This is a genomic window from Desulfoscipio geothermicus DSM 3669 (assembly GCF_900115975.1).
GTDB lineage: Bacteria > Bacillota > Desulfotomaculia > Desulfotomaculales > Desulfallaceae > Desulfoscipio > Desulfoscipio geothermicus.
The window spans coordinates 41,749-52,845 of sequence record NZ_FOYM01000027.1 but is presented as its reverse complement, the minus strand read 5'-3'; the positions used below and the strand labels follow the sequence as shown (position 1 = coordinate 52,845).

Sequence of the window (11,097 nt, the reverse complement as noted above, 5' to 3'; positions counted from 1 at the left end):
GAAAAGTATCTGGGTAAAACCATTCTTTTTACAAATAACCTGGATTGGGATACTGAAAAGATTATTACTTCATACCGGAGCCAGCATAAAATTGAAGAATCTTTTAAGCGCATGAAAGACACGCATTTTTTAAGCTATCGGTCGGTTTTTCACTGGACCGACCAGAAAATCAGGGTGCATACTTTCTATTGTGTATTGGCGTTAATGCTTTGTTCTTTGCTGAAAAGGGAACTGCATCAAAAGGGCGTTGATATGAGCATTCCAAAAATCCTTGATACATTGGGCGATATTAAAGAGGTTGTAGTGGTTTACCCCAAAAAAGGCCAGTCTAAAAAAGATAGGCAGCATATAACACTTTCCAAACTTACACCAGAGCAAAAGAAGTTAATGGAGGTGTTGGACCTGAAAAAATACTCTATGGTGGGGTAATACAAAGTCGTCCTCTGAAATCCTTGGTATTACTGGACTCAGGCGTTTTAGACGCTGCTATTTCGTAAACTACTGCTAGGTGTTGCCTAGTGTGGTATTTATTGGTGCATAATCTGAAACTACACCCCAGCTTGCGTTCCCGCTTGCTCTGCCAAAAGGTTTTCTCAATGGTAGGGCCTTTCTGATCCCGGGGTTCTCCATGGCAATCACCTCCGGTCCGGTTTATCCCCCTAATCTCAACCAATCACCACACCCACTTCCTTGTGATCTGTTACCCGTATTATAACAGATTCTAAAAGTTGACTAAACACCCTGCTATTGGGTAATCGATTACGACGTTATGGAGAAGTCCGGCAGGAACCATCTTTAAAAAGAATAACGGTTACGCCCATACCCGGGACATAATTCAGGCCGGCATTCATAACACCTGCCTCAATAAATTTCTTGAAAGGGGCGAAATTGAGCAGAAGCCGCCATACTCCTGAACATACTTCCGATATACTGGACAAATTGATCCATTGATTTGATTCGAATAGCTTAGGTTCCCTGGCTATCTGCCACGCACAGCAGCCTTAAAGTCCGCGATACGTTGGGCATCCCATTTCAAATGCCTCCCTGTTCTTTAAGGCATCTAAAGTAATCATCTCGAAATATCGTAATATTCCAGCTTGGGAAAAGTTATCAAACATTCTGCAGAAAGGATTGGTTATGCCAATTCCGTCCCATATGACATGGCCAGTGAAAAGGTGTCCGCAAAGATGTCCGGCCAATCATTTGCTGACACTTCTTCCGGGTCCGTGCCAAAAGTCAAATGAAACACCGGCAAAAAAGAGCATGGTATATCAGCCGGGTCTTTAGTAAGGGCTACTTGGAAAGCGTGGCCCAGTTCGTGTAAAAAAACATAAGAAGGTTGATTGCCTTCTTCGTTGGCGCGTGGCGCCGTAACCAACACAGCATTGAGATGGGGTACATAGCTGGAATTGTAATCGGGGTCGGTTGCGTGGAAGCAAAGAATCAAAAGCGGTCGCCAGGTGGTGATCACGGTAAGCGCATCCGGTATGCGTACTTTTTGAATTGACAAACTTTATGGTAAATTTAGGTACGAGCCAGGGAACTGGAGACATCTACGAAAACGGTGCGCAAATGGCGAAATCGGTTCAGCCAATCGGGGATAGATGGTCTGCATGATCTGCCGCGCCCGGGTGCTCCGATAAAGTTTGATGTTTGCCAGCGTTGTGAAGTGATCGCGATTGCTTGTGATAAGCCAAAATATTATGGGTTTCCCGAATATACGCATTGGAATCTTGATATCCTCATGTGAAACAACGTTTCCATTTTTAGCCTCTTGCAATCTTAAATTCAATTTCTTCTTTACGTAAAACTTAATCCACCTGCGTATTTATTTTAAGAAAAGAAATATATTCCATATCAATAATAACCAATTTCAACATTTTTTGTTCTTTCCTGCTTAGTTTTTTATTTTTTTATAGTAATTTTTTACTCATGTTTATGGATAAGTGCTATAAATCCACCTGTATCAATGAATACTTTAAAAGTGGCTTCGGTCCGCCATATAAGTCATAATAGTAGGTTTTTACCCTTGTGATCTAGATGTCTCCGGTTTTATACGGAAGAGGAAATGCCGCCGGGTTTTGTCCATATAAAAATAAAAAGCCCGGGTTTGCCGGGCTAAATTAGTTCTGTTAAGGTATCTTAACCGAAGGAGTTATGAGTAATGACATCCTGCTTCTTATTACTCCATTTCTTCTTATTTTCCCACTTACGATAATTTTTGCCTCTTCCATCTCTCAACGCCCTGCTTTTTACACCCCATTTTTCCTTCTTCACCCTCAACGGCGGCTCTTCGGTTAACACTACCCGGGCATTATTCGGTTCCTTGGTCAGCATTTTCAATGCTGCGGAAACCAGTGTCACAGAGTCATGTTCCGCAAGCAGTTCCTCGGCCATTGTCTTGTAATCTTGATATTGTCCCTGCTCGACTACTTCCAGCAATTTTTCAACAGCCAGCCGTTGCTGACCTTCTATGGCTTCTGTCACAGTGGGGATTGGTTTGCGCTCCATTTTGCGCTTCGTGAGATTTTCAATTATTCTCAAATGGCCGATTTCGCGCGGAGTAACAAAGGTAACCGCCAACCCTTTATTGCCCGCCCGGCCGGTGCGCCCTACCCGATGAACGTAACTCTCCGGATCTTGCGGTATGTCAAAGTTATATACATGTGTCACCCCGCTGATATCCAAACCCCTGGCCGCAACATCGGTGGCAACCAATACTTCAATTACCCCTTCTTTGAACCGGTTCATAATGCTTATTCGTTTACCCTGGTTTAAATCCCCGTGAATCCCTTCAACCCCATATCCCCGCTTGCTTAACGCTTCACTTAACTCGTCAACTCTCCGTTTAGTTCTCCCAAAAACAATGGCTAATTCCGGCGATTGGATATCCAATAACCGGCATAAAGTATCAAACTTTTGTTTTTCAGGTACCTCTATGTAATGCTGTTCTATATTGGGAACCGTTATTTCCTTCGACCTGACCGAAAATAACCCGGGTTCAATCATAAACCTTTGCGCAAGGGATTGGATCGGTTTTGGCATAGTCGCCGAAAAAAGCAGCGTTTGCCTTTCCTTGGGGGTTTCTTGCAAAATCACCTCTATATCTTCAATAAAACCCATATTTAACATTTCATCCGCTTCATCAAGAACTACCGTTTGAATTGCATGAAGCCGAATCGTTTTTCTTCTCATATGGTCCATAAGACGGCCGGGAGTTGCAACAACGATATGCGGTTTTTGCTTAAGCGCCTTGATTTGACGGTTAATGTCCTGGCCCCCGTAAATCGGTAAAGAACGTATCTTTTTAAATTGACCGATTTTGTTTAATTCCTCCGCCACTTGCATGGTCAGTTCCCGCGTAGGTGTTAAAACCAGCCCTTGGATCTGCTCATGGTCTCTTTCTATTTTCGCAGTAAGAGGGATCCCGTAAGCTGCTGTCTTCCCCGTACCTGTTTGAGCTTGTCCGATTATGTCCTTTCCCTGCAATGCAAATGGAATTGTCTGCTCCTGAATGGGGGTTGTTTCTTCAAACCCCATATTACTTATAGCCTGAAGTATCGTTTGTTCGAGTCCGAATTCATGAAATGTAGCCAAAGCCGCTTATCTCCTTTATTTAATACTATGTTTATAAGATATCCTAAAAAAAGGGCATTATTCCATATAATCCGGAATATGCCCTTTCAATTCAAATTTGTATACCGGCGATTATTATAACCGAACTACGTTCGCAGCCTGCGGCCCTCTCGCACCTTCTACAATTTCAAATTCAACTTGCTGTCCTTCTTCCAGACTTTTAAACCCGTTCCCTTCAATGGCGGAGAAATGAACAAATACGTCATCTCCGTTTTCACGTTCAATAAAGCCGAAACCCTTGTCATTGTTAAACCACTTAACTCTACCTATCATAATAGGCCTCCTCAAAAAAATCTTAAAAAGCTGATACCATAAAAACTTCTTTTCCTCGTAATGCTTGATACAAGAGGCCGTAAAGATCATTTTTAGGTTTTCATACTTTTTAGCTTACACATTGTACCATGAAACTTTTTAAAAAGCAAATTTTAGTTTTAATGGTTTGGTTATAAATTGACTTTTCCCCACGAGTAAAGCCGGGAGATTCTTCCTGGTTCATACTGCCCGGTACCCCGGTACAGTCTCCAGGCTGACACCGCGTGCCCCATGGCCAAAATCTTTAATCTGCCTCTATCCTCTCACGGAGAAAATTTTTGGCGGCATTCACGTTGGTGTTGATGCACCCTGGTCTGCCCATCCCCGAGAACTATAATACCCTTCATCCGCAGTTGCATCTGCGCCTAATCCAATTAAAAATTAAGCACCGGGCCATATTCTTTCAACCACCGGCGACGTTTTTCCCAATCGGGAAGCACTGATTCAACCAACCGCCAGAATTCCGGGGAGTGATCCAGTTTTATCAAGTGGCATAACTCATGGACAATTACGTAGTCAATAACACCAGGCGGGGCCATGATGATTTTCCAGTTCAAGTTGATATTGCCCTTACCGGAGCAACTGCCCCAGCGGGACTTTTGCTCTTTTATTTTTACCCGGGCGGGTTTGACCCCCAACTTATGGGAAAAAACATCCACTTTTTTTATAATAATGGGTTTCGCCTGCCCGGAGTACCATTCAACGAGGGCCTGGCGCACCGCTTTGGCCCTTTCGATTTCGGACAACCCGGGTTTTACAGCAACCCGTATATTATTTTCCTTTATTAGTACTGGATGCAAGGTCCTTCCTTTAAATATATTCACCTGCAGATTATACCGGTCACCCAAATAATAAAAAATATCGCCATCCGTAAACGACCTGGGCACCGGACAACCGGCCAGTTTGGACAACTCGTTCATTTTATCAGTAATCCAGGCGGCCTTTTGGTTTAATATTTGATCAATCCAATCACGCTTGAAATTTACAGGCACCGTTATTTCAACACCCTGCACCGCATCTACCGTTATTCTGGCCGTTTTTGCCTTTTTACTGCGTTTAATTACATATTGCACCGGTTTATCACGCCAAACCAACTGCGGCAAAGATGCACCTACTTTCACCGTTGCCAAACTATAAGCAACCCTTAAAATCGTGGTTAACACATAAAGTTTACTACAACCGGCAAGCACTTGCAAAAAATATTTAACCCGCGAAAACTTACTCATCGATGTTTCTGCAACCATCCCGGCAAATACAAAAAACCCCGAAAACAACCGCAAACGGTTGCTTCGGGGATGTACAAATCATTGTCCTATTCCACCTCAAAAACCCAGTCATTCACGCCGATACCATTGAACTTGTTCCCGGACATGTCCTCAATGATGCCTGCCCGGATGGTTACGCTGTATTCCCCGTCATCCAACTCGTCATCAAATTTAATAGTCAGTTCATCACCGTCGAGAACCACTTTGTCAGGGGTTACCATGCTATTGGTATCCATCTCAAAAACCAACACCTTATTACCATCGAAATCTTCATCTACCCAGCGCACTTCTTCGTTAAACCGCACCGTAAGTTCATCTACATCATCGTCCACCGTATCGCCGTCCCCGGGCTGCAATTTCTCAATAACCGGCGCGTCATCGTCTTCATCCTCCGCCGTGGTAAATTCCCAATCTTCCGCTTCGATTCCTGCAAATTCTTTGCCGTCTTCGTCCTCAATAATCCCTTCCGGAATGATTACCGAGTAATCACTATCCTCTTTCAGCCCCTCGGCCAGTTCAATAACCAATTTTGAACCGTCGATATCGACATCATTAATATCCACTACCTCATCTTCTGTTTCATTTTTCACTTTAATTCCGGCTTCAATATCTTCTTCGTCCTCAGCGGCGAAAATTTCTTCATCAAAAGTTACCACCAGGGTTTTAAGACCGATTTCCACGTTATCATCACCATTTTCAGGCTTTAACTCATCAATTTCCGGCGCATTCTTATCTTCTTCTTCGTCTTCATCTTCATCATCATTAACGGCATTGTCTTCGGTCCGGGCGCTCACCATAACAGCCTTGCGGGCGGGATTCAACACCACGGTGACCGTGTAACCTTCCTGAACATCCTCCAATTCCGCTGCTTCACCGTCAATAAATATCGCAGCGTCATCGGCGACCTGCACCATTACCCGGGAATCGCCGGTGCCTTCCCCGGTCGCCAGGATGATAAACGCCGGGTCCGTGGGCAGCACTTCCGCCATCTCACCTTTCAGGTAATTAAATTTGGTGTTCAGAGAATAAATATTTTGACAACGGAACAACATGGCGGCAATTTCGGCGCGCTGCACCGGGTGCAGAGGTCTAAACATGTTGCCCGGATAACCTCTCATAATTCCGTTGGAAGCCATGTAGGCCACATAGTTCCTGGCATATTCGGGTATCTGGCCGGCGTCGGCAAAGGTCAGCCTGCCGCCGGCAATATCGCCGCCCCGGGCGGCCCGGGCAATCCACACCGCCACCTCGTACCGCTGAGCGGGCAAGTCACCGGCGAAATCTTTGATTTCCCGCCTGGTAATTATCCCCTTGTCCAGGGCCAGGGCAACGGTATCACGGGCCCACTCGGGCGAATTTTCCACTAAATCCAGGCTTTCCTCAGTCGGCTCTTGACCTTCAAACCCCAGGGCGCGCATAACCATTACCAGCGCCTGGCTTTTGGTCACTTCCTGCCGGGGATAAAAATTGCCGTCGGGGAACCCCCTTATTATTCCCAGCTTCTGCATGGCCGTTACCGGTTCCGCAGCCCAGTGACCCCGTACGTCGTTCATGATGTTGAAAGTTACGTTCCCGGCCTGCACCAACTGGACCCGCTGCATTTTTTTCATATGCCCCGGGGGGACTTTCCACTTCCCCTTGGCCAGGGCGTTCGGCGGCGACGCCATGACAGCGAAGGTGAAAACCGCTATCGCCAACATCCCCCCCAGTAAAATACTCGTTGTCCTGCTTTTACCCAAATCCACATCACTCCCCTTAATTTTTAAGATGGTTTACCCATCTGTCCTGATATACGCAGTACCTCCGTTATTTGGCAGGTAATTCGGGTAACCAATCAAATAAAAAGTGAATAATTTTAATCATGTGGGATACAAACCCTTTCCCGGCAGTTGAACACAAAGGGGGTGGACGCCCGGCATACGCCTTTTCGGCAGGTGCAAAACCGGGAAAGGAGCTGATATTTTGTCCGAAACTATGCATTCCACCAATTGGCGGGAAGTAATCACTTTTCCGCTGGGCGCACGGACGGCCAAACCCAGGAGCAAAGGTTTGACCATGGTTATCGACAAGGGTATGGGGCTTGGAGAGACGCGCGATCTGTTGCAAATCAACTACCAGCATATTGATTTTATCAAACTGGGTTTCGGCACCTCGGCGTTATATGCCGAAGGCACACTGGAAGAAAAAATTCACCTGGTGCAATCGTATGGTATTGACATTTACCCGGGGGGAACATTTCTGGAAGTGGCCCTGTGGCAAAACAAATTGCCCGAATACCTGGGCAAATGTAAAGCATTGGGTTTTACGGCCATTGAAGTCAGCGACGGAACAATAACCCTGAGCGAGGAGGTGAGAGAGCGCGCGATCACGATGGCCGCTGAAAAGGGATTCCGTGTATTGACGGAAGTGGGAAAAAAGAATGACGGATTGGACGTGCCGGTGCAAGCACTGGCCGAACAGGCTGTGTGTGATCTGCAAACCGGGGCTTACAAAGTTATTCTGGAAGGCAGGGAATGCGGCCTGAACGTGGGACTGTACGACGCCGGGGGGCATATGGCGGACGATGACTTACAGGTGCTGATGGATTATATAGGCAACCCGGCGTCGATCATCTGGGAAGCGCCGCTGAAAATTCAACAGCAAGACCTGGTCGCCCGTTTCGGCCCGGACGTAAACCTGGGGAACATCCCGCCCCGGGAAGTGCTGGCCGTTGAGGCGCTACGGGTGGGCCTGCGGGCCGATACCTTGCAATTGGCCATCAATGAGGCGACGGTTGCCAAATGACCACAAACTGGTAATACGGAAGGCGGCAGCGGCATATATTTACTAAAACTTGTCTTTTGCGAGGCGAGCCTCATGAACGGAGTACCCATTCTGGTGGCTTTGCTTTTGGTGGGGATCATTGCGCGTTCCAATTTAATTGCCACTGCCGCCTGCGTATTGCTGATCATCAAGTTCTCCAACTTGAATTTCATATTTCCGCTGCTGGAAAGAAGAGGCCTGGAAGTGGGCTTATTATTTTTATTGCTGGCTATTTTGGTGCCCGTGGCCAGCGGTAAGGTTACTGAGAAGGAGCTGCTCGGTACCTTTACATCGCTGCCCGGCATACTGGCCATTATCGGTGGCGCGCTGGCCACCCACTTGAACGGCGAGGGATTGCGGCTGCTGCAGATCGACCCGGAAATGATTTTCGGGTTGCTGATCGGTTCGGTTTTCGGCATTGTTTTTTTGAACGGCATACCGGTGGGCCCGCTGATGGCGGCGGGCCTCACCGCCCTGTTCCTGGAAACGATCCGGTTGTTCAAGTAGGCTCATCCAGGCCCAGCTTTTTCAGTACGGCGGCCAGTTCAGCCGGCAGCGGGGCGGTGAATTCCAAATAATCGCCGCTGCGGGGATGGACAAACCCCAGTTGGCAGGCGTGTAGAAACTGCCCGTCCAGCCCGAAACGGGGCCGGTTGGGCCCGTACCGGGTGTCCCCCGCCAACGGGTGCCCGATGTAGGACAGGTGCACCCTGATCTGGTGGGTGCGCCCGGTTTCCAGGCGCAATTGCAGCAAAGTGAAATTCTCCGCCCGGCCCAGCACCCGGTAATGAGTAACCGCCCTTTTGGCGTTGCGGTCGGTGACGGCCATTTTCTGCCGGTCCCCGGGGTGCCGTCCGATGGGCGCGTCCACCGTCCCCCGGTCGCTTTTCAACAGTCCGTGCGCCAGCGCCAGGTATCCCCGGGTGACGGTATGTTCCTTCAACTGGGCGGCCAGATGCTCGTGGGCCAGGTCGTTTTTGGCTGCCATCAACAAACCCGAGGTATCCTTGTCTATGCGGTGCACGATGCCGGGGCGCAGCACCCCGTTGATGCCCGAAAGGTCCCGGCAGTGATAAAGCAGGGCATTGACCAGCGTGCCCGTATAATTTCCCTCCGCCGGGTGCACCACCATGCCCCTGGGTTTGTTTACCACTATTACATCCTCATCCTCGTAGTATATATCCAGGGGGATGGGTTCCGGGCGCACTTCCGGCTCCACCGGCGGCGGCACGGTTACCGACACTGTGTCGCCTTCCTTCAAGCGATAATTGGCCCTGGCTTCCGACCCGTTCACCCTGATTAAGCCTTCACCGATCAATTTTTGCACGTAGGAGCGGCTTAATTGTACTTCCCGGACGGCCACGTAAACATCCAGGCGGGTCCCCGCTTCCCCCGCAGTCACCACGTACGTTTCATTTTTCGGCACCGGCATCCACCCTTTTTTGCTCCCCGTCACCCGTGCGCCAGACTTCAATAATCAACAGCAAAGCCCCCGTTACTATGGCAATATCCGCCAGGTTGAATACCGGCCAGACCCGAAAATCCAAAAAATCAATTACCCGGCCCAGGCGCACCCGGTCGATTAAATTGCCCAGCGCGCCGCCCACCACCAGGGCGGCGGCCACCCGGGTCCACATCCTTTCCCGGGGCAGGTGACGGTATCCCACCAACACCCCCGCAATCACCAGCACCGAAACAATTATGAAGAAAGTAGTACGATTGGCCAGCATGCCAAAGGCCGCCCCCGGGTTCAAAATATAGGTGATGTGAAACACCGGCGGCAGTACCGGTATGGATTCCCCCGGCTGCATGCTCGCGCTGATGATATACTTGGAAAACTGGTCCGCCAGCAATGTCAACATTATTAATATAACAAACCGCAAGTCCGTTTTCCCTCCCCTAAAATACCGCTACATGATATAATACCACATGTTCAGGCAAAACAAACCAGAAATACCGTGGCCCCGGTGTAGAAGCAAATCTAGTATTAATTTTACCGTATTTTCCGGCTCAAAAGACCGTTTCAAAGGAGTGTCCTTGTTTGTTGTACTGGATCCCCGCCCTGGTTTGGATGGGCGTGATTTTTTACCTGTCCGGGCGTAGAGGTGATGAACTTCATTCTCTATTTCCATTTATAGACAACTTCAACCCGGGCCATATAGCCGCCTATTTTGTGCTGGCCCTCTTTTATTACCTGGCGCTGCAAAAAAACCGCCATACCCGCCCTTACCTGAAAACGTTTTGTCTATGCCTTTTGTACGGCATCACCGATGAAATACACCAGTATTTTATCCCCACCCGGTACCCGGACCTTTTTGATCTGGCCCGGGACCTGCTGGGCACCGCATTAGCGCTGGCCCTGGTTCATTTCAAAAAGAAAGGCACGCATTAAAACAGTTTGCTCAGTGCCTGCCTTTTAGTACGGCTAAAAATTTAAATATTAAAAACTTTAAAATTATTAGAAAAGAAGGACTTTTTCAAATTTAAGAAGAAATAAAATATTAAGATAATAACCAGTTAAATTATGTTATTTTATTAATCAAGGAGGCCATTATTTCCGGTTACCAGCAAATTGTCACCGGCAACTCGGAGATCGTGTTGGCCGGCGGCACCGAAAGCATGAGCAACGCCCGTTACGGCCTGGCCTCGCTGTGCGTGGGCGGCGGCATGGGCGTGGCCCTGATAGTGGAAAGGGAGGTTGATTATTGTGCAACATAACGCAAAAAATCCGGTCGGCAGCGAAACTCCCCCGGTTGTCAGCAGCTTCTTGCTGCGCCAGATTGAAAACATACTTTACGAGCACTCCGGCGTTGACGAGGTAGCCGTAATTTGCACCGCCCGGGAAGAAGGCCCGGACAAACTGATGGCCTTCATTGTGCCACGCCACCCGGGGTTGACCGAAGCGGAAATTCTGGACTTCTTGAAACAAAGCGCCGAATTGGACCCGGCAAACCTGCCCCGGGCCGTCAAGTTCGTGCCCAGAATTCCCAAGTCGCCCAGCGGGAAAGTGCTCAAGCTGCGGCTTCTGGAAGAGGTTTGCGCACAGGCGGATTAGCATTAAACAAGAATAATAAGGGGACTG

Annotated in this window: 14 protein-coding genes; 7 read left to right on the top strand and 7 right to left on the bottom strand. The window is 48.4% G+C overall.

Annotated features, from left to right (window positions below):
• The coding region (locus tag BM299_RS19470; RefSeq protein ID WP_425429492.1) for an IS1634 family transposase at positions 1-429 on the top strand (429 nt) is incomplete at its 5' end.
• Positions 430-1,135: 706 nt separating this feature from the next.
• Here the strand turns inward: BM299_RS19470 and BM299_RS14755 are convergent.
• On the bottom strand, positions 1,136-1,471 hold the full coding sequence (locus tag BM299_RS14755) for a hypothetical protein (protein ID WP_092485997.1): 336 nt from the start codon (positions 1,469-1,471) through the stop codon (positions 1,136-1,138).
• 72 nt (positions 1,472-1,543) lie between these two features.
• Between BM299_RS14755 and BM299_RS14750 the strand changes: the two genes are divergently transcribed.
• Positions 1,544-1,750, top strand: coding sequence for a helix-turn-helix domain-containing protein (locus tag BM299_RS14750; RefSeq protein ID WP_425429493.1), 207 nt, complete (start codon positions 1,544-1,546; stop codon positions 1,748-1,750).
• Positions 1,751-2,142: 392 nt separating this feature from the next.
• Here the strand turns inward: BM299_RS14750 and cshA are convergent, their stop codons facing one another.
• The 4 genes from cshA to BM299_RS14730 form a co-directional block, all read right to left on the bottom strand.
• A complete protein-coding gene (cshA, locus tag BM299_RS14745) occupies positions 2,143-3,597 on the bottom strand; it encodes a degradosome RNA helicase CshA (RefSeq protein WP_092485992.1) in 1,455 nt (484 codons plus the stop codon).
• A gap of 114 nt (positions 3,598-3,711) precedes the next feature.
• On the bottom strand, positions 3,712-3,912 hold the full coding sequence (locus tag BM299_RS14740; protein ID WP_207545201.1) for a cold shock domain-containing protein: 201 nt from the start codon (positions 3,910-3,912) through the stop codon (positions 3,712-3,714).
• Positions 3,913-4,322: 410 nt separating this feature from the next.
• Complete coding sequence (locus BM299_RS14735; protein ID WP_245779801.1) at positions 4,323-5,069, bottom strand: M48 family metallopeptidase; 747 nt, start codon at positions 5,067-5,069, stop codon at positions 4,323-4,325.
• Positions 5,070-5,260: 191 nt separating this feature from the next.
• The gene (locus tag BM299_RS14730; RefSeq protein ID WP_131820659.1) at positions 5,261-6,958 is read right to left on the bottom strand and encodes an S-layer homology domain-containing protein; all 1,698 of its coding nucleotides are present in this window, start codon (positions 6,956-6,958) and stop codon (positions 5,261-5,263) included.
• Between the two features lie 229 nt (positions 6,959-7,187).
• Between BM299_RS14730 and comA the strand changes: the two genes are divergently transcribed.
• Complete coding sequence (comA, locus tag BM299_RS14725; protein ID WP_092486018.1) at positions 7,188-7,997, top strand: phosphosulfolactate synthase; 810 nt, start codon at positions 7,188-7,190, stop codon at positions 7,995-7,997.
• Between the two features lie 72 nt (positions 7,998-8,069).
• Positions 8,070-8,522, top strand: coding sequence for a DUF441 domain-containing protein (locus tag BM299_RS14720; RefSeq protein WP_092485980.1), 453 nt, complete (start codon positions 8,070-8,072; stop codon positions 8,520-8,522).
• Here the strand turns inward: BM299_RS14720 and BM299_RS14715 are convergent.
• Both BM299_RS14715 and lspA read right to left on the bottom strand, forming a co-directional pair.
• Positions 8,515-9,441, bottom strand: a complete 927-nt coding sequence (locus BM299_RS14715) for an RluA family pseudouridine synthase (RefSeq protein WP_245779797.1) — start codon at positions 9,439-9,441, stop codon at positions 8,515-8,517. The genes BM299_RS14720 and BM299_RS14715 overlap by 8 nt on opposite strands.
• Complete coding sequence (gene lspA / locus BM299_RS14710; protein WP_092485974.1) at positions 9,428-9,898, bottom strand: signal peptidase II; 471 nt, start codon at positions 9,896-9,898, stop codon at positions 9,428-9,430. The genes BM299_RS14715 and lspA overlap by 14 nt, the downstream gene beginning before the upstream one ends.
• A 158-nt stretch (positions 9,899-10,056) precedes the next feature.
• Here lspA and BM299_RS14705 point away from each other — a divergent pair, with 158 nt between their 5' ends.
• From BM299_RS14705 to BM299_RS14700, 3 genes are all read left to right on the top strand, one after another.
• The gene (locus BM299_RS14705; protein ID WP_245779796.1) at positions 10,057-10,407 is read left to right on the top strand and encodes a VanZ family protein; all 351 of its coding nucleotides are present in this window, start codon (positions 10,057-10,059) and stop codon (positions 10,405-10,407) included.
• A gap of 137 nt (positions 10,408-10,544) precedes the next feature.
• Entirely contained in the window at positions 10,545-10,733 is a 189-nt protein-coding gene (locus BM299_RS20060) for a thiolase family protein (RefSeq protein ID WP_114340138.1), read from the top strand.
• Positions 10,723-11,070, top strand: a complete 348-nt coding sequence (locus BM299_RS14700) for an AMP-binding enzyme (RefSeq protein WP_165608353.1) — start codon at positions 10,723-10,725, stop codon at positions 11,068-11,070. Before BM299_RS20060 ends, BM299_RS14700 begins: the two co-directional genes overlap by 11 nt.
• Positions 11,071-11,097 lie beyond the last annotated feature (27 nt).

Excerpts from the sequence above, each read along its gene's own strand:
- BM299_RS14720 (WP_092485980.1), top strand. The coding sequence starts at position 8,070 with ATGAACGGAGTACCCATTCTGGTGGCTTTGCTTTTGGTGGGGATCATT.
- comA (WP_092486018.1), top strand. The coding sequence starts at position 7,188 with ATGCATTCCACCAATTGGCGGGAAGTAATCACTTTTCCGCTGGGCGCA.